This is a genomic window from Pseudomonas sp. (assembly GCF_030690725.1).
In the GTDB taxonomy this organism is placed as follows: Bacteria; Pseudomonadota; Gammaproteobacteria; order Pseudomonadales; family Pseudomonadaceae; genus Aquipseudomonas.
This window is the reverse complement of record NZ_JAUYGD010000033.1, coordinates 122,769-143,685: the sequence shown is the minus strand read 5'-3', so window position 1 is coordinate 143,685 and position 20,917 is coordinate 122,769. Positions and strand designations below refer to the sequence as shown.

The window sequence follows — 20,917 nt, the reverse complement described above, 5'->3', positions numbered from 1 at the left end:
TTAATAATGACTTAGTCAGTAAATCGCAAAAATAATCCACTGGGCGCTAATAAAAAATGACTGCCGTGGCTGGCAGGCTAGAAAAAACCAGGTAATAAAAAGCCGCCCGGAGGCGGCTTAGCAACATCAGGCTTGCGGGCGCATGTGCGGGAACAGAATCACGTCGCGAATCGACGGTGAGTTGGTCAGCAGCATCACCAGGCGGTCAATACCGATGCCCTCACCAGCGGTTGGCGGCATGCCGTACTCCAGGGCGCGGACGAAGTCGGCGTCGAAGTGCATGGCCTCGTCGTCGCCGGCGTCCTTGTCGGCCACCTGCTGCATAAAGCGCGCGGCCTGGTCTTCGGCATCGTTGAGCTCGGAGTAGGCGTTGGCGATTTCGCGACCACCGATAAACAGCTCGAAGCGGTCGGTAACGCTCGGATCATCATCACTGCGACGGGCCAGCGGCGACACTTCGAACGGGTAGCGGGTAATAAAGTGCGGCTGCTCCAGTTTGTGCTCGACCAGCTCTTCGAAAATCATCACCTGCAGTTTGCCCAGGCCTTCGAAGCCCAGCACCTTGGCGCCGGCCTTCTTGGCGATGGCGCGGGCCTTGTCGATGTCGGTCAGGTCGGCAGCGGTCAGCTCAGGGTTGTACTTGAGGATCGAGTCGAACACCGACAGGCGCACAAACGGCTCGCCGAAGTGGAACACTTTGTCACCATAAGGCACGTCGGTAGTGCCGAGTACCAGCTGAGCCAGCTCGCGGAACAGTTCCTCGGTCAGGTCCATGTTGTCTTCGTAGTCGGCGTAAGCCTGGTAGAACTCGAGCATGGTGAACTCGGGGTTGTGCCGGGTCGAGACGCCTTCGTTACGGAAGTTGCGGTTGATCTCGAAGACTTTCTCGAAACCACCCACCACCAGGCGCTTGAGGTACAGCTCCGGCGCGATACGCAGGAACATCTGCATATCCAGGGCGTTGTGGTGGGTCTCAAACGGCTTGGCCGCCGCGCCGCCTGGGATGGTCTGCAGCATCGGCGTTTCCACTTCGAGGAAGTCGCGCTTCATCAGAAAGCTGCGGATATGCGCGATAACCTGCGAGCGAACGCGGAACGTCTGGCGCACGTCTTCGTTGACGATCAGGTCAACGTAGCGCTGGCGGTAGCGCTGCTCGGTGTCAGACAGGCCGTGGTGCTTGTCCGGCAACGGGCGCAGCGATTTGGTCAGCAGGCGCACATCGGTCATTTCCACGTACAGGTCGCCCTTGCCGGAACGGGCCAGGGTGCCAACGGCGGAGATGATGTCGCCCATATCCCAGGTTTTCACCGCGGCCAGGGTTTCTTCCGAGAGGGTCTTGCGGTTGACGTAGACCTGGATGCGCCCGGTCATGTCCTGAATCACCATGAACGAGCCACGGTTGAGCATGATGCGCCCAGCCACCTTGACCGGAATAGCCGCCTCGGCCAGCTCTTCCTTGGTCTTCTCGGCGTACTGTTTCTGCAGATCAGCGCAGTAGTTGTCGCGGCGGAAGTCATTCGGGAAGGCGTTGCCCTGCTCACGGATAGCAGCAAGCTTTTCCTTACGCTGGGCAACCAGCTTGTTTTCTTCCTGCTGCTGGTCTTCGTGGGAAAGGGCTTGTGGGTCGAGTTGTTGGTCGCTCATGGTCATCGGTTTCCATCACGGGGTCGTTGCCGCCCTCTCAGGAGGGCGGAATCGAAAGGTATTACAGGCCTTGCTTGAGGCTGGCCTCAAGGTACTGGTCGAGGTCGCCATCGAGGACCTTCTGGCAATCGCTACGCTCGACGCCGGTCCGTAGATCCTTGATGCGCGAGTCATCAAGCACGTAGGAGCGGATCTGATGGCCCCAGCCAATGTCGGACTTGGAGTCTTCCAGAGCTTGAGACGCAGCGTTGCGCTTCATCATTTCCAGCTCGTACAACTTGGCCCGCAGCATTTTCATCGCGGTGTCCTTGTTGGCGTGCTGCGAGCGCTCGTTCTGACACGCCACCACGGTGTTGGTCGGTACGTGAGTGATACGTACCGCCGAGTCGGTGGTGTTGACGTGCTGACCACCGGCGCCGGAGGAGCGGTAGGTGTCGATGCGCAGGTCAGACGGGTTGATCTCGATCTCGACCTTGTCATCGATCTCGGGCGACACGAATACCGCCGAGAACGAGGTGTGGCGGCGAGCGCCTGAGTCGAACGGGCTCTTGCGCACCAGCCGATGCACGCCGATTTCGGTGCGCAGCCAACCAAAAGCGTACTCGCCCTTGATATGCACAGTGGCGCCCTTGATCCCGGCGACTTCACCTTCGGACAGCTCGACGATCTCGGCACTGAAGCCGCGTTTGTCGGCCCAGCGCAGGTACATGCGCAGCAGGATGTTGGCCCAGTCTTGCGCCTCGGTGCCGCCAGAGCCGGCCTGGATATCCAGGTAGCAGTTGTTCGGGTCCATCTCGTGGCTGAACATGCGGCGAAATTCCAGCTTCTCGAGAATGTCGCGCAGGCGTTCGATTTCGGCGGCGACGTCGTCGACCGCGCCCTGATCGTCTTCTTCGACGGCCATATCGAGCAGGTCGCGCGAATCGGCCAGGCTGCCGGTCAGATCGTCGATGGTTTCGACAATCAGCGCCAGCGTGGCGCGCTCACGGCCCAGGCTCTGGGCATATTCGGGCTTGTTCCAGACGTTGGGGTCTTCGAGTTCGCGGTTTACTTCGACCAGACGATCATGTTTGTGATCGTAGTCAAAGATACCCCCGAATGGTCTGGGTGCGCTCGGACAGGTCCTTGATGCTATTAAGGATCGGGTTGATTTCCATGGCTGGCAGCACTCGTAGGTCAAACTTTCGGAAAAGCCGGCGAGTATAGCCCAATCAAATCAGCCCTTGCAGCCGGCAATTGGCGCTGGCACACAGCAAGGCAGACCAACGGCGCACTATACTCAAACGCATCTGTAAACCAGCTACCCGCCCACAGGAGCCGTCGTGCCATGCGCTCATCGCACAGCCTGCGTAGTCGTTTCGCCATTTTGATCGCCCTTCTTGTCGCCAGCCTGAGCTGGTTGCTCGGCACCCTGATTGGCCAGGACGCCACCCAGCGCATTCGCGAAGAGGTCGGCCGCGATCTTGCCGAAGTCTCTTTTATGATGGTTGACCGCCTGGATCGCGACATGCAGAGCCGCGCCGCCATGCTGCAGGTGATCGGCAAACTGCGCGCGCTCAGCCAGCCGGACGATATCGCCGAGGTTCGCGTACTGCTCGACCGCCTGCAGGCTGAATTCCCCAGCATCGCCTGGATCGGCTTTACCGACGCCACAGGCACGGTGCTGGCTTCCAGCAATGGTGTGCTGGAAGGTGTCAGCATCGCCCAGCGCCCGGTGTATCTGGAGGCGCAGAAAGACGTGTTTATCGGTGACGTGCATGAAGCCGTGCTGCTGGCCAAGCTGCTGCCCAACCCGACGGGTGAGGCGATGAAATTCGTCGATATCAGCCTGCCGGTGTTTGCTCCCGACGGCAGCCTGGTGGGCGTACTGGCCTCGCACCTGTCCTGGTCATGGGCCGATGAAGTACGCCTGGCCATCCTCGAGCCGATCCAGAAGCGCCGTAATGTCGAGTTCTTCGTGATCGGCCGGGACCGCACCGTGCTGCTCGCCCCCAAGGAAATGATCGGCCAGCGCCTGCACCTGCCCGCCCTCAACGAAGTAACGCAACACAAGGACCTCTGGGCCGTGCAGGAATGGCCAAACGGCAAGCAATACCTCACCGGCCTGGCGCTAAGCCAGGGCCATATGGACTACCCGGGGTTGGGCTGGACGGTGATCGCCCGTCAGCCGCTGGATGAGGCCTATGCCCCGGCGCGCGAGACCACGCGCTATATCCTGCTGTGGGGTAGCGGCCTGGCGCTGCTGTTCGCCCTGTTCGGCTGGCTGGTGACCGGCTATTTCACCCGCCCCTTGCGGCAGATTGCCGAGGCAGCGGACCGCCTTAGCGCCGGTGAAATCAGCGTGATTCCCGAGCTGAAAAGCACCCGCGAGATCGAAATTCTGAGCAACTCGATTCGCCACCTGGTGGAAAGCCTGACCCACCAGCAAAACGCCCTCGGCGTCATGGAAAATCTTGCCCACCACGACGCACTCACCGGTCTGCCCAACCGCGTCGCCCTGGAAAGCTACCTGCCGCGCGCGCAACAACGCAGCCAGGCCAACAGCAATTGCCTGGCATTGTTTTATCTGGATCTGGACGGTTTCAAACCGATCAACGACCAGTTCGGCCATGCCGCGGGCGATCAGCTGCTACGTGAAGTGGCGGTGCGTCTGCGCAGCTGCCTACGCGAAGGCGATCTGGTCGCGCGCCTGGGCGGTGACGAATTTCTGATGGTGCTGCAAGTACCCAGTGGCGAAGCCCTGGGGCAAGCGCAACTGGTGGCCGAACGCACCCTGGCGGCGCTGAGTGCGCCGGTCGATCTGGGTAACAATCAGGTCAAGGTTGGCTGCAGCATCGGTGGCGCGCTCTGGCCACTGGACAGTAGCAACCTGGCCGAGGCGCTGGAACTGGCCGACCAGGCTCTGTACCGAGCGAAACATGCCGGCAAAAACTGCGCGGTGTTCCACTCGGCCTACAAAAACTGAGGACTATTTAGCCCGCAGGCGCAGCAACTGATCCGCCATCTCGGCCGCATGCCGCTCGACCACCAACGGCACCAGGTTGTCGTTGTAGCCGACCAGGCGCGAGTAGATAAATTTCCAGCGCGTCTGCGCCCGCTGCAAACGCTGTTGCTGCTCGCCGGTCAACTCAGTGGCCAAGCTGGCGAGTTCGGCATCGACCTGCTTGGCCAGCACGTCGATATCCTGATTCAGGTAATGCTGCTGTTGCTCAGGCAGGGTCTCGATATCACCAACGTAAGCCCGAGCGGTGTAACGCGCCGCCAGGTATTGCACCTTGGCCGGCAGGCTCTGCAAGCGCATATCTGCCGCTGACAATGGCTGCGCCAGGCCTTTGAGCAGTTGTTGCTCAAGTGCCTCCAGGGCCGCCACCAACTCACGCAGGGCCTTGCTGTACTGGAAGTTGAACTCCCATGGCAGGTCCGGTTCGCTGGGGTTATAGGCCAAAGTCTGCTCGACCAGCGCGGTAAAAACGGCCAATGACGGCTGTAATTGCTCCATCGCCAAGCGCGCCGAATCGGTCAGCGGCTGCGCCTGCAAGGTCGCCATGCTTTCACGTAGTTTGCCTAGGTCAGCCTGCACCTTGGCTGCCAGTTCGGCATGCCCGCCTTCACCACGGTGGATAAACAGATCGGTACTGGCGCGAAACACCTGCACCTGCGCGTGCTGTACCTGAGTCAAGGCTACGTCAGGCGCGGACTGCGCGATTGCACTGAAAAGAACCAGCGCCAGACTCAGCAGGCAATTCGTGTAGGTACGGCGCATCGGGCGTCCATCCATAGCGAGGAAAGGCGCCGATTATAGGCAGGCCGCCGGCTAGCGGCCAGAACCCTTGGCAGATGGCCGCTACGCGCTATTAGCCAACCACCAATTCCTGACGCACCTGGGCCTCAAGCTCGGCCTTTAGCGCTGGATCGAGCTTAAGCTGACGAGCCAGCTCTTCCAGGTAGGCGCGCTCCATAAAGTGCTCTTCATCGACCATCAGCACGCTGGCGATATACATTTCAGCGGCCATTTCCGGCGTGCTGGCCGCACGGGCGATTTCGGCGGGGTCCAACGGCTTGTTCAATTCGGCCTGCAGCCAATGCTGCAATTCGGCGTCAGTGGTGAGCTTGACCAGCTCGCCTTCGATCAGCTGCCGCTCGCGGGCATCGACATGGCCATCGGCTTTGGCCGCGCCGACCAGTGCCTTGAGAATCGCCTGGCTATGCAGCTCGGCCTGCGGTGCCGGCAAGCGATCCAGGGTTTGCGGCTCCGCCTGTGGTGCACTGGCCTGTTGCGCCTGCCAGTTGCTGTAGGCCTTGTAGGCAACCACGCCAAGCGCGGCCAGGCCGCCATAGGTCAGCGCCTTGCCGCCCATCTTGCGCGCACTCTTGTTGCCCAGCAGCATGCCCAGCGCACCGGCTGCCAGCGCGCCACCACCCGCCCCTTTGAGCAGAGTGCCGAGATCACCGCCCTGACCACCTTTACCGGCGCCGCCGAGCAAACCGCCCAGAGCGCCGCCTAGGCCACCGGCCGAGCCACCAGCGGAACTGCCGGCGGATTTCTGCTGCATCAGGTCCTGGCCGGATTTCAACAACTGATCAAGCAAGCCACGGGTAATCATCAAACGCTCTCCCTAAAAATGGTTGTGCAAGCACACAGACTGATTCTAGAGACGGAGGTTTCTCGCCACCTAACGCCAGAGTGCTTCGAAAGATTGCCAACGGACGTGAAAGCCAGGAAAACCGGCTATTCGTCGGTTATCCGACTACAAATATGTCAAATAGTGGTCACCATCACATTCTGCCGATAGTCGATCTATATTTGACGCCGATAGGATGACGGACACAAACCTCGCAACGGCAAAAGGCTATCAAGAGCCGACGCCGGAGACTTCGCGCCATGCACCCACGCGCCAATCGCCCCACTCACCGCCTGCTGCGCAGCCTGCTTGCCAGTTGCTGGCTATTCAGCCCGGTGCTGGTGGCCGATGCACCGAGCACCCAGCACAGCGCCCTGGCGGCGGCGCTCAGTGACACGCGCCTGGCCAGCTGGCTCAACCTGCTCGATAACTCAACCGGCGACGACGAGCGCGCGCAGTTGGAGCGGGTCAACCACTTTATCAACCGTTCAGTGAGTTTTGTCAGTGACCAGCAGGCTTGGGGAGCTGACGATTACTGGGCAACGCCGGCGCAAACACTCAGCCTGGGCAAAGGTGACTGCGAAGATTTCGCCATCGCCAAATACTTCAGCCTGGTGCGCATGGGCGTACCGAGCGAGAAGCTGCGCCTGACCTTCGTCAAGGCGCTCAAGCAGAACCAGGCGCATATGGTGTTGGCCTATTACCCCAGCGCCAGCGAGCAACCGCTGATTCTCGACAACCTGGACCCGCGCATCCGCCCGGCCAGTGAGCGTGGCGATCTGTTGCCGGTGTACTCCTTCAATAACCACGGCGTGTTCCTGGCCAAGTCGCCGCAGCGCGTCAGCCAGCCTCCGCAGTTTCTTGCGCGCTGGAATGAGCTGAGCGAACGCGCCCTGGCCGATGGCTCGGCACCTTCCGCACCACGCAGCTAATACCTTCTTACCCGTAGCCTGGATAAGCGCAGCGCAATCCGGGCGACCGAAAGCATTGGTAGTGCCTAACGCGGTTGAATATGGGCGATCAGCAGCTGAACGCTTTCCTGCCCACGGTACTCATTGACGTCCAGCTTGTAGGCCAGCTCGACCCAGCGCACGGTTGGGTTTGGCCAGATCTCGCGGTCCACACCAAAGGCGATGCCATCGAGTTGCACGCTGCCGCATTCGCTTTTCAGCACCACCTTGAGATGCCGCTCACCGACCACACGCTGCTGCACCAGCTGAAATACGCCATGAAACAGCGGCTCGGGGAAATGCTGACCCCAGGGTCCGGCATTGCGCAGCTCCTTGGCTAACGGCAGGTGGAATTCTTCGATAGACAAGGCGCCATCGGACAGCAACCGCCCGGTCAGATCGTCCTCACACAACTGGCGGCGCACTTCGGCGTCGAAGGCGGCGGCAAAGGCGGTGAAGTTCGCCTGCGGCAGTGACAGCCCAGCAGCCATGGCGTGGCCACCGAATTTGCTGATCAGCTGTGGATGTTTGGCGGCCACGGCATCCAGCGCATCGCGGATATGAAACCCCGGCACTGAACGCGCCGAGCCTTTCAGTACGCCATCGCCGGCATCGGCAAAGGCGATGGTCGGACGGTGATAACGCTCTTTCATCCGCGAGGCGAGGATACCGATAACCCCCTGGTGCCAATCCGCCTCAAACAGGCACAGGCCAAAGGGCATATCTTCCAGCGGCAGGTCCTTGAGTTGGGCCAAGGCCTCGCGCTGCATACCCTGCTCGATGGCTTTGCGATCCTGATTGAGCTGATCGAGCTGCACCGCCATATCACGGGCCAGGGCTTCGTCTTCACAGAGCAGGCACTCGATGCCCAGCGCCATGTCGTCCAAACGCCCCGCCGCATTCAGCCGTGGGCCGAGGATAAAACCCAGATCGGTAGAGGTGATGCGCCGATGATCGCGCCCGGCCACTTCGAGAATTGCGCGCAAGCCCGGTCGTGCCCGCCCAGCGCGAATCCGCGCCAGGCCCTGATGCACCAAAATGCGGTTGTTGGCATCCAGCGGCACCACGTCGGCGACGCTACCCAGGGCCACCAGATCAAGCAGCTCACCCAGGTTTGGCTCCGGGCGCTGCGCAGTAAACCAGCCCATCTCCCGCAGCCGCGCACGCAACGCCAGCAGCACATAAAACATCACCCCAACCCCTGCCAGCGCCTTGCTGGGGAACTCGCAACCTGGCTGGTTGGGATTGACGATGGCATCCGCCGCTGGCAACTCAGCACCGGGTAGATGGTGATCGGTGACCAGTACGGTCAAACCAGCGGCCTTGGCCGCCGCGACGCCCTCGACGCTGGAGATACCGTTATCCACGGTGATCAGCAATTGCGGTTCGCGCTCAAGCGCCACCGCAACAATTTCCGGAGTCAGGCCATAGCCGTATTCGAAACGATTGGGCACCAGATAATCGACATGCGCCGCGCCGAGCATGCGCAGACCGAGCACCCCCACAGTACTGGCGGTGGCACCATCGGCATCGAAGTCGCCGACGATCAGCATGCGCTGGCCTTGCTGCAACCCCTGCACCAGCAGCTCGACCGCCCCGTCCATGCCCTTGAGCCGCTGATACGGAATCAAGCGCGCCAGGCCTTTATCCAACTCGGCAGCGGACTGCACGCCGCGAGCGGCATACAGGCGGGTCAGAAGTGGCGGCAGCGCGCCTAGATCAGGCAGGTTTTCAGGCAGCAGGCGGGATTCGATACGCATGGGCATTCTTATCTGTAGGGCGGGTGCAACCCGCCGGAATTTAAACGCAGCAGCAATTGAACGACGTAGCCCGGATGCAATCCGGGGCACAGGCATCAACCGCCCCCGGATTGCATCCGGGCTACAGTCACCAGCGACTCAGCGCTCGCCAGCCAACCACTCGATCGGCAGCTCATGCTGGCCGCGCTCATCGGTGACGAACAGTTCGCCGTCGCTGATCATCACGCTCCAGTTCAGCGAACGCGGCATGTCCAGCGCCAGCTTGGCCAGGGCTTCCTGGTCGAGGGCGACGACGTTGATATTTTTCAGGCTGCGCACCGGATCGAGCGCCTTGGTCTGCCATACGCGCAGGTTGCCATAGGCCACCAGACTGAATTTCTCGGTACGCCGCGAGCACCAGGTAATACGGTCGCTATCAGGCTGGCCGACTTCGATCCAGTGCAGCACACGGTCATCCAGGCTCTTTTCCCACAACGCAGGCTCATCCACATCGGACAGGCCACGACCGAACGCCAGGTGCTCGTGATAGAACAAGGCATAGGCAACCAGGCGCGCCGCCAGCCGCTCTTCGGTTTCCGAAGGGTGCTTGGCCACGGTGAAACGCAGGTTTTCATAGACGCTGCGGTCCATGTCGGTGAGGTTCAGCTCGATTTTGTAAGTGGTAGACGGCAGGGCCATGGACGGGGCTTCTTGACTGGTCGAATAAGCCGGCAAGTCTACCGCAAAGGCTGCTCCATCACGAACCGGAACGCTCAGCGGGCGTAGCGCGCCCAGAGCTTGTCGAACTCACTACGGTAGCTGGCGACCAGCAGCGCATGATCGGTTACCAGCAGGTTTTCCTCGTTGCTGGTGGTGGCGCTGCGGGTCCAGTTGAAGCTGCCGTTAAGCAACAGGTTAGCGTCGAACAACGCGAACTTGTGGTGCATGTGATATGGGCTGTCGTCGATGCGCAGCGGCACGCCCTGGGCGATCAGATGCTGGATATCACTGCCTTCGTCGAACTGCTTTTCATTGTCGCTGATCACCCGCACGGCAACGCCGCGGCGATGGCAGGCGATAATTTCTTCGCTGAGGCGGTCATCGGAGATGGTGTACACGCAGATATCCAGCGATGTACGCACCTGCCGGCACAGCTCGCGAATCTTGCGCAAACAATCATCGCCGGGACTGAAGTGCGCGCTGGCCAGAGCCGGACGAGGTGGACTGCTGCTGGCATCGAGGGTCTTGACCACCTGCTCCAGCCATTTCAGCGCTGGCTCGCTATTGTTCAAATCGGCCTGCACCAACTCACGCACCAGGGCAAAGGCGCGGTTACGCAGGTAGCGCACTTGATCCTGACCCAGGTCACTGCCCAGCTGGCGCAACTCATCACGCTCTTCATTGCTCAGGCGCAAATCGGCCAGGCTGTCACGCAGCTGTTGGTCGAGACGATTGAAATCCATTTAACCTCCCTGTCGTGCGCGCGGCGTGTAGCGCCAGGCAGCATAAAGACCGCCGCAGAGCGCGCCGGCCAGATGATATTCAAATGAGACGCCCTGCTGCGGCAGCAGACCGAAAACCCAGCCGCCGTGCAGAAAGAACACCAGCACCGCCAGCAGCAGGTCGAGCCAGCTGCGGCGGAACCAGGCGCGCGCCAGCAGCAGCGCCCACAGCCCGAACAACCAGCCGCTGGCGCCGACATGGATACCCTCGCGACCGAACAGCCAGACCAACAGCCCACTGCCGAGGATGATAAACAGGCTGGCCTGGATAAAGTCGCGTCGCGATTCCAGCAGGGCCAGCAAGCCCAGCACCAGCAGGCCGCTGAGGTTGCTCAGCAGGTGCATCCAGCCGCCATGTAGCCAAGGCGCAAACAGCACGCCCGGCAATGACTCAAGCCGGCGCGGTATTACGCCCCAGAGATTCAGGCTGTAACCACTCAGGCTGTTACCCAGCTGCAACACCAACATCAGTGCGGCGATGCCCAGCAATAGCTGCACGCGCGGCAACAGCCCGGCCTTCATGGCGTTTCGCTTGCGCTGTCGCCACCCAGGCGCTGCTCATGGCCCAGTTGCTCGCCCAGATCACGCAGTTGGGTAGAGATTTCCAGCATGCGGTTGTGGGTGCGCAGGTCGATATCGATCTTCTTGTCCATGGCGTTGATCAATGGCAGAAAGCTGTTTTGCAAGCTGTCGGCCAGACTTTCCAGCACCTTCTGCACCGCTGGTTGTGGCGGCGTAATCACCTCCACCTGCGGGCGCAGCTTGCCCAGGTTATCCAGCCCGGCGAGCAGCTCGGCCCAGGGAATCGTCGGCGCGGCGGGTTGTTCGCCCGGCGCCAGCTTAGCCAGGCCGCGCACACCTTCGACCAGATCATTAAGCTGCGCCACCACCCGTCCACCGACATCGGTGTCGCTGCCGCCCATGGCCTTGTTGCGCATAAAGTCGCGCTTGATCTGCGTCCAACGCTCGGCTTGTACATCGGTCATATTGCCGCGCAGCTCGGCAAGCTTGAGCAGGTTTTCCTCGGCGCCGGTGGTGAGCAGCTGGGATTCGCCCTGGTAGTGATCGGCGATCAGTTGCAGCACTTCGCTATCGTTCATCACCGAGCTGATTTTCTCCGCCATCTTGTTCATGTTGCGGTAGCTGCCCTGCAACTTGAACGGCGGCTCGGTGCGGTACTGATCGGCCTGGGCAGCGCTGGCGATGTACTGCTGGTTGACCCGGCCGACCACATCACGCACCTGCATCAAACGCTGCAAGGTAGTGACGATTTCATTGATCTCCGCGCCGCTGTAGCTGTGGCTCAGCTCGTTGGCAGAGAACGGCTTGCCCTCGGCCTTGGCGACAAAGCGGTAGACATCGGCCATCTCACGGGTGGCCAGTGGAGCCAGCACCGGGTTGGAGGTCAGGCCGTTTTCGATATAGCTCAGAGCGAAGGCTTCCTGCATGCCGCCCAGGGTGTCGCCGAGGTTATAGATATCGGCGCGGTTGGCCAGCATATCCGGGATCTTGAACACGTCGCCGGACTCGGTGTAGGGGTTGCCCGACATGATCACGCAGAACTTGCGCCCGCGCATGTCGTAGGTGCGCGTACGGCCCTTCCACACGCCTTCGATACGCCGTGTACCGTCACACAGCGAGATAAATTTCTGCAGAAACTCCGGGTGGGTGTGCTGGATATCGTCGAGATAGAGCATCACGTTGTTGCCCATCTCCAGCGCCAGGTTGAGCTTTTCCAGCTCCTGACGGGAAGTGGCGTCCGGCGCCTGGGCCGGGTCCAGCGAGCGCACTTCGTGGCCCAAGGCCGGGCCGTTGATCTTCATAAAGATCAGACCCAGGCGGTGGGCAACGTATTCCATCAGGGTGGTCTTGCCGTAACCGGGCGGTGAAATCAGCATCAGCAAGCCGGACAAGTCCGAACGGCGGTTCTCCCCGGCGGTGCCCATCTGCTTGGCCAGGTTGTCGCCGATCACGCCCAAGTAAACATCGTTGATCAGCTTGTTGCGCACAAAGGAGCTAAGCGGCTTGGGCTTGAACTCATTGAGACGCAGCGCCTCGCGCTCGCGCGCCACCACTTCCTGGCGCAGTGCCTGGTAGCGCTGCAAGCCGGGCAAAAACTGCTCGCGATGCACCCGCAGGCGGGCGAAGAAATCGTCCACCGCCAGCACCAGTTGCCGTTCGCTGATGCGCGGGTGTTCGCCCATCAACTCCTTGGCGGTAAAACGCAGATCAACCTCAGTGATGCGCTTGGGCACGTCCTCGGCGAGCAGGCTCAAGGCCACGGCCTCAGGCACATAGGCGCTGAGTGCGGCGAACTCCTCTGCTGCGCACAGGCCGCGCAGCCAGTTTTCCACCAGCGCCCATTGCGCCGCCGGGCGCTCGTGCAGTTGCGTCAGGGTTTGCTGATACACATCCCACATATGCGCCGTCTGCAGACGCGCCTGCAGGCCGGCCAGCAGCTCGCGGGCGTATTTACTGAAGACGAACTCGATACGTTCGGCGGCCAGTTCCTGCACCAGGTATTCCGCCGCTTCAGCCAGCGTCACCTGGCTCAGGCTCATGTTCTGTTGGGCGATATAACCGGTCATGACCTCGGCGATTTCCGCTTGCAACTGCAGCAGGCTGTCGCGCTGGCCGAATAACTGCTGGATATGGCGGGCACTGCGCGCGCGCTGCGGCCACTGCTTGGCATCGTCGCGACGCTGCGCCTGGCCCCAGAAAAAGCTGGCGAAACCACGGGGCAAGGCGCCGTAGCTAAGCAATCCAGCGCTGTCGCGCAGCGGCAACAATTGGGTGAGAATCAGCGCCGCATCGTGGTCGTGGATGCCCTTCTCGTAGCCTTCCTTGTAGCGCGGCGCAGCGAAGTCGCGAATGCTCTTGATCAGCGCCTCCGGCTGGGCCAGCTGCTGTTTGAGCAGGTCCAGGCTGAGGCCATCGCGTCCGGTATCGGCGGCCGCCAGCACTTCGCCGGCCAGGTATTCGGCGCGGTACAGCGTGGCGGACTCGGACTCCAGGGACACCTGCCAGTAATCGCGCAGCGCTTCCAGCTCATCGTTACGCAGCGGTTCGAGGAATTCGGTGCCGGTCAGGTGCAGGTAGAGCTGATCACCACGCGGCATCAGAGTCAGATCCAGCTCCTGGGTGTTGACGCTGAAGCGGTGGCGCGGACCGAGCTTGATGACGTTGCCGCCCTCCTCGAACAGCTCGCTCTTGTCGCGCAGGCTGCGCACAGCTTGGTCGCGGGCGGCCTTGAGGCGCGACTCGACATCCTCGGCCTTGACGCTGTCCTTCAGCTCGCGCAAGCGCTCGGCCAGTTCACGCAGTTTGAGAATCAACGGGTCAGAAGCGAAGAAGGCGTTCAGCTCATCGGGTTGAGTCAGGCGCGCGATGCGCCGGCCAAGGCTTTCCAGAATCCGCCGCGCGGCATCTAGCAGGCCCTGGGCCTTGCGCTGACGCTCGTCGAGCAGCGCCTGCTTGTGCGCCTCGAAGGTTTCCAGCAGCTCTTCGCGCTTGGCCAGAATATCGCCGAGGAACTGCTCCTGATCGCCGAACTGGCTTTCCAGTTCTTCCAGCTGCACCAGCAGACGCGACAGCTGTTCGTCGCAGCGCTCCGGGTCCTGGGCCATGGCCAGGGCATTGGTGATGCCCTGACTGAACAGTTTGAACTGGGCGCCGAACTGCGCCACGGTTTCTGCCGAGCCCAGGCCCTTGCGCCGTTGTTCGGCACGGGCCTTGGCCTGGTTAAGACGGGCATAGACTTCGGAAATCGACTCGACGATCTCGGTACGCTGGGTGGCGTCGTCGATTGGCAGCGAGGCCATCAGGCTGGAGAGCATATCCAGATTGCCGGCCATGGCCTGCAGCGCTACCAGCGGCTCGTTCAATTGGCTGACGGTTTCGGCTTTCTGCGCCTGGGCGTCGAGCTGGGCCAACTGCTGCACATAGGGCTGCAGCGCCGCCGGGCTGGCGAGAAAGGCCGAGGTGGCAGTCGCGACCTGATCCTGGGCGGCGAGCAGCTCGGTTTCCATGGCGTCGATACGCGCCACATCGATATAGCGGTAATCACGAATGGTCAGCAGTTGGCCGCGCAGGGCATTGATGCCATTGAGCGCGTCGACGAAGTGCTGCACCTCATCCCAACTGTCGATCAGCAGGCCGGACAGCAGCGCCTGCTGGCGGGTTTCCGCTTCGGCCATGGCGCGGGCCGATTGCTGACGAATGCTCTCGACTTTCTCGAACTCGTCGAGCACCAGCTCGCCGGTGGAGGCGATCTCGCGCAGCAGCGGCGCCATGCCCTGGCACTGGGCATCGCCCAGCCAGTGGTAGACGTCGAACAGGCGGCGGGTGTTCTGACACAGCTGGGTGTAGCGCTGCACCGAGACTTCCGGGGTTTCAATCTCGCGACTAAGGCCCAGCAGATCGGAGACGCCGCGTACCAGCTCGGCGTTGCCGATGCGCCCGAAGAAGCCGCCGCGCACCGGTTGGCGAGCGGCGAAATCATCACTGCAAAATGGCGTCTGCCAGATTTGCATCGGATGGATACGGGTCGGCTCCGTGCCTTCGGCGGCGAAGATCACCATGCGCCCGTCTTCCAGGCGCGCGTAGCCGTGGCCGAAGATCGGGTTGTGCAGCTGGCGATTGATCATGTTGTAGGTAAACAGCGCCGAGCGGCCTTCTTCCGGGTGGTAGAAGATGTACTGCACGTCCTCGCCATTGGGCGAACGCACCGCGCGCTTGAAGCGCATGCCGGCCATGGGCTGCTCGAACGCCTTGGACTCGCCGTTCTGCAGGTAGTAGCCACCGGGGAAGATGATGCCGTGGTCTTCCGGCAGCTGCACGCAGGCCAGGCCGATGGCGTCGATGCGCTCGACCTTGCGCGTCAGGCTGTTGAAAACCAGGTAACGCCACTGCTCTTCGCGGTATGGCAGGACTTTCAGCAGAATCAGACTGCCAAGCTTGGCGTACTCGATCTGCGCGTCATCCAGCGACTGGGTCTTGTCCAGCACCGCTTCGCGGTAGATGCCCAGGCCGTCTTCGGTGTTGTTCTCGACCTTGACCGTAAGGTCGCCGCCGATGGTCTCGACAAAGATGGTGTCGAGGATATTCATATGCGGATGGCGACCGTTGACTACCATCTCGCGGGAAGTCTTTTGCCATTCGAAATCGAACGGCTCAGGCAGCGCTATATCGCGCTCGCCGCGGTTATCGATATAGCGAACTTCTTTGCCGTCGAGGGAGATCGACCAGCGGAACACCCGGATATCACTGATCCGCTCACCGATCTGGAAGCTGGCCAGCAGCTTGCCGTCGCGCACCAGCAGTTGCAGCAAGCGGGTGTTCTTGTAATAGGTGTAAAGCTCATTGAAGTCGTTAACGAAGCTGCTCTGGCCGAGAAAGCTGTCGGCCAGCGCCACGCTCTCGGCTTCATAGCCTTCGTCCTGCTCGCTCAGGCGATACAGGGAGAACACGTCCTCGACGCGGGTTTCCTTTTTCAGGCCGAGGAACACGTTGTAGCCGAACAGCAGGTTCTCGCCGACCTGAACGATATCGCGGGCCGTGCAGTTGTTCTCGGTGCGGATGCGTACCCGCCCGACCACTTCCATCTGGCTGCTGCCGAACTCCTGCAAGCGCTGAGCGTTCAGCGCCTCGGTGGCCTGGCGCAGGCGCAGGCCTTGCTCCTGCAGGCGCTTGTGCAGCACCTCGTAGGCACCGCCTTCGGCGACGGCCTTGTCCAATACATCCTGTGGTTGGGCTACGGCTGGAGCATCCGACATCGTGGTCTTCCTGAATCTGCGCTGTCTGCTAGCAAGGTGGGATAAAGCGAGGGGCGGCTTCAGCCAGCCCCATGGGCGAAGCACATGGCTTCACCCTTTTTAGGCACCAATCTTTTGGGCAATTTCGGCAAGTTTGTCGCGCATCGCCTGATCGAGTTCTTCGGGTTTGATATGAGCAATGATCTTCTTCAGCACGCGAATTTCATTGTCATCAATCACCCCATCACGCTCAGCAACAGCCAGCAGCGCACCCAGTTCCTGCACATCCAGGCGGCCGTCATTGGCGAAGCACTGGATCGAGCGAAACGACATTTCCAGATAATCCCGTGATTCCGACATAAGACTTCCTAATTAGAGATAAACGGGCCATTCAAGGAGTTGGCTTTCGCCAACCCCAAGAGAACATCCAACTTATTGCGAAGACGCTAGCTTTCAGCCGTTACCGGCAAGCACTTAGCTCTCGCTGCTATCCACTGCCGCCGGCGTTTTGCTTTCGCCGACACGACCATTCAGCAGACGGGCCAACACGTCCTGCACCACCGGGCTCTTGCCGACCACGCCTTCGATGGCTTTGCCCACCGACAGCGACTTGGCGAAGGAGTTGAAGAAGTCGCCTTCGCCGCCGACGATCTCGATCTTCGCCTTGGACAGCGCCGCCGAGAGCACTTCGGCCTGATCCTTGGCGATTTCCTTGTTGGCGGCGATGGCAGCCATGGCTTCGTCGAAGTTCGCCTCCAGCTGCATGCGGAACTCTTCGTGCTGACGCGCGTTGTCGCTGAGTGCATCGAGAGCACCGAACTTCTTGCCCAGACCTTCGGCCTCGGCATTCAAACGTTCCAGCAGCACATGGGCTTCGGCCATACCCAGGTCCTGGGTGGCTTTGGCCTTGGCCGCGCCGAGCTGTTCTTCGCCGCGCGCCTGAGCACCGAGTTTCTCTTCCAGCACCTTGGCATCGGCCAGGCCGTCTTTCTCTTTGGCCGCTGCTTTGGCTTCGGTCACCCGCGCCTCGGCCAGACCTTTCTCCTGGTCGCCCTTGGCTTCGGCAATCAGCTGCTCAGCATGCACGCGGGCTTCGGCCAGGCCTTCCTTCTCCTTAGCTGCGGCGGTGACTTCACGCACCCGCGCATCGGCCAGGCCAGGCGCGGCGCGCTCGGCCTCGATACCTTCGGCCATTTTCTTCTTGGCTTCGGCCTGCTTGGCCGCGGCCTCCAACTCGGCCTGAGCCAGGTTGTTGATTTCTACGGCCTTGTGCTGGGAACGAGTTTCGTCGGCTTCGGCCTGTTTGACCTGGCGCACCAGCTCCTGCTCGGCTTCGGCCTGGGCATTGAGCACCATGACCTGCTTGGCGCGGTCGGCTTCAGACACTTCACGCACTTCCTTGATGCGTTCTTCTTCCTGAGCCACGGTCTTCTCGACCGCTACGCGCTCGCGGATCACCCCGGCGATATTCTTGCGCTCGACTTCCAGGGCTTTTTCTTTCTCGATGCGCTGCAGCTCGACTTCGCGTTCGCGGGAAACGATTTCCAGGTCCTTGGCGCGGGTGACTTTTTCAACCTCGATCACCACCGCACGCTGGCGGTTCTGCTGCGCCACTTCGACTTCGCGCTGATGGTTCTCGGCGCGAATATCCAGCTCCTGCTGGGTGTGGATGCGTGCTTGCTCGGACTTCAGGCGCTCTTCTTCCTGCACCTTGAGGGTTTCGGCCTGCTCGCGGGCGCGGATGGTTTCGATCTCGCGCTTCTGCCGAGCAACCGCATCGGCTTCCTGGCGTTCCAGGGACAGTGTGGCCTCACGTGTTTCAACGTTCTTTTTCTTGATCGCCAGCTCTTCGTTGCGCTCCAGCTCGTTGGTGATGACGTTCTGTGCGGCGGTCAGCTCGGTGATCTTGCGGATGCCCTGGGCATCGAGAATATTGCTCGGATCGAGCGACGCCTTGGAGGTTTGCTCCAGGTAGTCGATGGCCACGTCTTCCAGCACATAGCCGTTAAGGTCGTTGCCGATCACCTCGACGATACGGTCGCGGAAATCCTGGCGGTTCTCAAACAGCTGGACGAAATCGAACTGCTTACCAACGGTTTTCAGCGCTTCGGAGAACTTGGCGTTGAACAGCTCATTGACCGCTGAACGGTCAGACGCGCGCTCCACGCCGATGGCCTTGGCCACTTTGAGCACGTCCTGCTGGGTTTCGTTAACCCGCAGGTAGAAGGCCACGGTGATGTCGGCGCGCATATTGTCGCGGCAGATCAGCCCGTCTTTGGCACGGCGGTCCACTTCCAGGGTGATCAAGGAGATCTTCATAAACTCCTTGAGGTTGATCACCGGGTATACCAGGGCACCGGTGAAATGCACCTTGGGCGTCGACGACATGTCGTTGACGATCAGCGCAGTGCCCTGCGGCACCTTGATATAGAAGGCTTTGAACAGGACGAAAAAGCCAAAAATAACCAGGAAAAACAGACCTACACCGGTCAGAAAAGGCATTAGCAGCTCGAGGCTCATTACAATCAATCTCCTTTGATAAACGGGCTAGATGCCCTTGAACTCGTCTTCGGTAATCACCCGATAGGCGTGTTCGGCCTCCAGGTACTCCAGCAACACCACGCGGTCGCCACGTTTGAATCCCTGCGCCTCATCGGCACGTACACGCAAAATCAGCCCGGCACCGCCATCTTCAAGCGTCGCCTCACCCTGCGTGGACGTTATCCGACCACTGCGCACGATGGCCACCTGCCCGAGTACGGACTTGCTGCTGGTGGCCTCCAGCTTGAGAAACAGCGGGCGCAAGGGCCGCACCAACAGGCTCACCACGGGCACCACGGCGATCAACGCAGCGGCGATCACCAGCAAACCCAGGGGGTAACGCAAAATGCCCAAAGGCAGAAAGCGCAACAAGAACAGCTCGGCGAAATAGCAGAGGAACCAGGCAAAAAAGAACAGCAGGGTGAGAATCAACGTCACCGGCACGCCATTGAGGCCCAGCTTGAGTAACAAACCGGCCAGGCCTTCGGGCTGCAACGCGTGGTTTTCCAGCGACGAGTCGACTTCGATATCCAACAGATCGACATCGACAATCCCCATGGCTGCGACCAGCCAATACAGAATCGCCACGCAGAGTGCAAAACTGAGCAGCACCACGGGGAACGACAGCGCGGTCTGTATAAATAGCTCCATCTTCTTTACATCCTGCTAGTCGAAGAAGCGGCAGCCGCAGCCCCCGCATTGGCCGTTTAGGCTTCTGGCTTGGCCTTACTCTTCAGACGTGCCAGCACGCTATCAGCACTGGCGTTGTCCGGCACAATACCGGCAGCCCGCAGTTTGACCTCCAGGGCGTCATCCGGCGCGTTGGTGGCGGCCAGCTCTGCATTGGCTTCCATCATGGCTGCACGCTCGGCCTGTTTGAGCTTGATGCGCTCCAGCGACTCGACGGCGGTATGCAACTTGGCCTGCGAACCGCCATAGCGCTGCGCCACGGCCATCTGCGCTTTCTGCACGCTCTCCGTGGCCTTGACCGTATCGACCTGTTGTTTCAGGCGCTTGATATGCCCTTCCGCCTGAGTCACGGCCTTGCGCAACTGCGCCACGCTGGCCGCAAAACCATCGGCCTGTTCACGGTCGCTGGCCTGTTCGGTTTCCAGATTGGCGATCTTCTCGGCGACTTCCTTGGCCAGGGTTTCATTGCCTGCATCCAGAGCCTTGAGCGCGTACTGCTCATACTCGGCGATCTTCGCCGTGCTCTTGCCCAGTCGATCACTGGCCAGTTTCTGTTTGGCCATAATCTCAGCCAAGGCTTCCTTGGACTTGCGCAGCTCTAGATCGGCATCGCGAATCTCCTGATCGAGAATACGCAGCGCCTGACCATCTACCACGGCCTCACCCACTTCATTGGCGCCGCCCCGCAGCGCCGTCAGCAATTTGCTCCAGACGTTCATAGCATCACTCCTTAGCGTCGGCTTTGAGGAAGCCTTCATAGGCTTCGGTGGCCTTGATCACGTTGTCGGCCAGCAATTCAATCTCGAACACCACATCGGTCAAGGTCGACGCCGAGCTCAGCGCACCAAACATGGTGTAGCAAGGCTGACCGTCCGGCAGGGTTTCCAGACCGATAGAGGACAGTGGAAACAGCTTGTGGGTACGCAGCACCTGCTCGTTGAACGCCGCACTGTCGCGCACATCGGCGGCAGGCCACAGCAGGCCCTCGACCACGATCTGCTCGCCAAATACGGCGACAAACAAAGGCAGATCGCCATAGTCGTGCATGGTCACGTGCAAGCTGGCATCCGAGCTCTGAATCAGCTCGATGCTCGCCTGCCCGCCCTTGAATAGCTCAACAGCCGACAGTGCATCGTATAAAGCCTGTGCAGTCCAAACCTGCGGCATGCTCATACCCTCCTCCTTTTCCATTGAAGCCAGCTTTACTGAGTGCGGCTGGCGAAGTTTCCGCTCGAATGCCATAAGCAGCGGGGCATGCTCTGGCAGTATCCAGACCTCTTTTTTCACCAATCCCTGCTCGCGCAGACGTTGACGGAAGAGACGCTGGTAATGGGCTGATGATTTGCTTTCCATGAACGCAGACTAGACCTACACATGTAATGAATCAACACATCACATGTAATATTTTAAAGCGCATGTTTGTTGATTCTCAGGCGAGCACAAGCGAACCGCTCAAGAGCAGCGCCACAGAGAACA

The 20,917-nt window shown here is 60.8% G+C and carries 16 protein-coding genes; 2 read left to right on the top strand and 14 right to left on the bottom strand.

Annotated features, from left to right (window positions below):
• Positions 1-126: 126 nt before the first annotated feature.
• A complete protein-coding gene (gene lysS / locus Q8O69_RS07150) occupies positions 127-1,644 on the bottom strand; it encodes a lysine--tRNA ligase (RefSeq protein WP_275961079.1) in 1,518 nt (505 codons plus the stop codon).
• A 61-nt stretch (positions 1,645-1,705) separates the two neighbouring features.
• A protein-coding gene (gene prfB, locus Q8O69_RS07145; RefSeq protein WP_275961078.1) for a peptide chain release factor 2 occupies positions 1,706-2,801 on the bottom strand; the annotation gives its coding sequence in 2 pieces (ribosomal slippage) (positions 1,706-2,728 and positions 2,730-2,801; 1,095 coding nt in all).
• Between the two features lie 170 nt (positions 2,802-2,971).
• Between prfB and Q8O69_RS07140 the strand changes: the two genes are divergently transcribed.
• Positions 2,972-4,609, top strand: coding sequence for a diguanylate cyclase domain-containing protein (locus tag Q8O69_RS07140; RefSeq protein ID WP_305590778.1), 1,638 nt, complete (start codon positions 2,972-2,974; stop codon positions 4,607-4,609).
• 3 nt (positions 4,610-4,612) lie between these two features.
• On the opposite strand, the gene Q8O69_RS07135 is transcribed toward Q8O69_RS07140, so the two are convergent.
• Complete coding sequence (locus tag Q8O69_RS07135) at positions 4,613-5,407, bottom strand: hypothetical protein (RefSeq protein WP_305590777.1); 795 nt, start codon at positions 5,405-5,407, stop codon at positions 4,613-4,615.
• A 91-nt stretch (positions 5,408-5,498) separates the two neighbouring features.
• On the bottom strand, positions 5,499-6,248 hold the full coding sequence (locus Q8O69_RS07130) for a tellurite resistance TerB family protein (protein WP_275961598.1): 750 nt from the start codon (positions 6,246-6,248) through the stop codon (positions 5,499-5,501).
• 278 nt (positions 6,249-6,526) lie between these two features.
• Here Q8O69_RS07130 and Q8O69_RS07125 point away from each other — a divergent pair, with 278 nt between their 5' ends.
• Complete coding sequence (locus Q8O69_RS07125; protein WP_305590776.1) at positions 6,527-7,198, top strand: transglutaminase-like cysteine peptidase; 672 nt, start codon at positions 6,527-6,529, stop codon at positions 7,196-7,198.
• 65 nt (positions 7,199-7,263) lie between these two features.
• On the opposite strand, the gene recJ is transcribed toward Q8O69_RS07125, so the two are convergent.
• The 10 genes from recJ to Q8O69_RS07075 all read right to left on the bottom strand — a co-directional run bounded on the left by recJ (position 7,264) and on the right by Q8O69_RS07075 (position 20,794).
• Entirely contained in the window at positions 7,264-8,976 is a 1,713-nt protein-coding gene (gene recJ / locus Q8O69_RS07120) for a single-stranded-DNA-specific exonuclease RecJ (RefSeq protein ID WP_305590774.1), read from the bottom strand.
• Positions 8,977-9,114: 138 nt separating this feature from the next.
• Entirely contained in the window at positions 9,115-9,654 is a 540-nt protein-coding gene (locus tag Q8O69_RS07115; protein WP_305590772.1) for a YaeQ family protein, read from the bottom strand.
• Positions 9,655-9,728: 74 nt separating this feature from the next.
• The gene (locus Q8O69_RS07110) at positions 9,729-10,418 is read right to left on the bottom strand and encodes a phospholipase D-like domain-containing protein (protein ID WP_305590770.1); all 690 of its coding nucleotides are present in this window, start codon (positions 10,416-10,418) and stop codon (positions 9,729-9,731) included.
• Positions 10,419-10,979, bottom strand: a complete 561-nt coding sequence (locus tag Q8O69_RS07105) for a rhomboid family intramembrane serine protease (protein ID WP_090387920.1) — start codon at positions 10,977-10,979, stop codon at positions 10,419-10,421.
• Positions 10,976-16,231 carry a DNA repair ATPase gene (locus Q8O69_RS07100; RefSeq protein ID WP_305590767.1) on the bottom strand — a complete coding sequence of 1,752 codons (5,256 nt, stop codon included), beginning with the start codon at positions 16,229-16,231 and terminating at the stop codon, positions 10,976-10,978. Before Q8O69_RS07100 ends, Q8O69_RS07105 begins: the two co-directional genes overlap by 4 nt.
• Before the next feature lie 99 nt (positions 16,232-16,330).
• Entirely contained in the window at positions 16,331-16,570 is a 240-nt protein-coding gene (locus Q8O69_RS07095) for a hypothetical protein (protein ID WP_305590766.1), read from the bottom strand.
• Positions 16,571-16,684: 114 nt separating this feature from the next.
• Positions 16,685-18,730: a flotillin family protein gene (locus Q8O69_RS07090; protein ID WP_305590764.1), complete on the bottom strand. Its 2,046-nt coding sequence runs from the start codon at positions 18,728-18,730 to the stop codon at positions 16,685-16,687.
• Positions 18,731-18,757: 27 nt separating this feature from the next.
• Complete coding sequence (locus Q8O69_RS07085) at positions 18,758-19,402, bottom strand: OB-fold-containig protein (protein WP_305590762.1); 645 nt, start codon at positions 19,400-19,402, stop codon at positions 18,758-18,760.
• Positions 19,403-19,458: 56 nt separating this feature from the next.
• Positions 19,459-20,160, bottom strand: coding sequence for a PspA/IM30 family protein (locus tag Q8O69_RS07080; protein ID WP_305590760.1), 702 nt, complete (start codon positions 20,158-20,160; stop codon positions 19,459-19,461).
• 4 nt (positions 20,161-20,164) lie between these two features.
• A complete protein-coding gene (locus Q8O69_RS07075; protein ID WP_275961065.1) occupies positions 20,165-20,794 on the bottom strand; it encodes a YjfI family protein in 630 nt (209 codons plus the stop codon).
• Positions 20,795-20,917: the final 123 nt, after the last annotated feature.

Coding starts and splice junctions, on each gene's coding strand:
- lysS (WP_275961079.1), bottom strand. CDS start 1,644: ATGAGCGACCAACAACTCGACCCACAAGCCCTTTCCCACGAAGACCAG.
- Q8O69_RS07140 (WP_305590778.1), top strand. CDS start 2,972: ATGCGCTCATCGCACAGCCTGCGTAGTCGTTTCGCCATTTTGATCGCC.
- Q8O69_RS07135 (WP_305590777.1), bottom strand. CDS start 5,407: ATGCGCCGTACCTACACGAATTGCCTGCTGAGTCTGGCGCTGGTTCTT.
- Q8O69_RS07130 (WP_275961598.1), bottom strand. CDS start 6,248: ATGATTACCCGTGGCTTGCTTGATCAGTTGTTGAAATCCGGCCAGGAC.
- Q8O69_RS07125 (WP_305590776.1), top strand. CDS start 6,527: ATGCACCCACGCGCCAATCGCCCCACTCACCGCCTGCTGCGCAGCCTG.
- recJ (WP_305590774.1), bottom strand. CDS start 8,976: ATGCGTATCGAATCCCGCCTGCTGCCTGAAAACCTGCCTGATCTAGGC.
- Q8O69_RS07115 (WP_305590772.1), bottom strand. CDS start 9,654: ATGGCCCTGCCGTCTACCACTTACAAAATCGAGCTGAACCTCACCGAC.
- Q8O69_RS07110 (WP_305590770.1), bottom strand. CDS start 10,418: ATGGATTTCAATCGTCTCGACCAACAGCTGCGTGACAGCCTGGCCGAT.
- Q8O69_RS07105 (WP_090387920.1), bottom strand. CDS start 10,979: ATGAAGGCCGGGCTGTTGCCGCGCGTGCAGCTATTGCTGGGCATCGCC.
- Q8O69_RS07100 (WP_305590767.1), bottom strand. CDS start 16,231: ATGTCGGATGCTCCAGCCGTAGCCCAACCACAGGATGTATTGGACAAG.
- Q8O69_RS07095 (WP_305590766.1), bottom strand. CDS start 16,570: ATGTCGGAATCACGGGATTATCTGGAAATGTCGTTTCGCTCGATCCAG.
- Q8O69_RS07090 (WP_305590764.1), bottom strand. CDS start 18,730: ATGAGCCTCGAGCTGCTAATGCCTTTTCTGACCGGTGTAGGTCTGTTT.
- Q8O69_RS07085 (WP_305590762.1), bottom strand. CDS start 19,402: ATGGAGCTATTTATACAGACCGCGCTGTCGTTCCCCGTGGTGCTGCTC.
- Q8O69_RS07080 (WP_305590760.1), bottom strand. CDS start 20,160: ATGAACGTCTGGAGCAAATTGCTGACGGCGCTGCGGGGCGGCGCCAAT.
- Q8O69_RS07075 (WP_275961065.1), bottom strand. CDS start 20,794: ATGGAAAGCAAATCATCAGCCCATTACCAGCGTCTCTTCCGTCAACGT.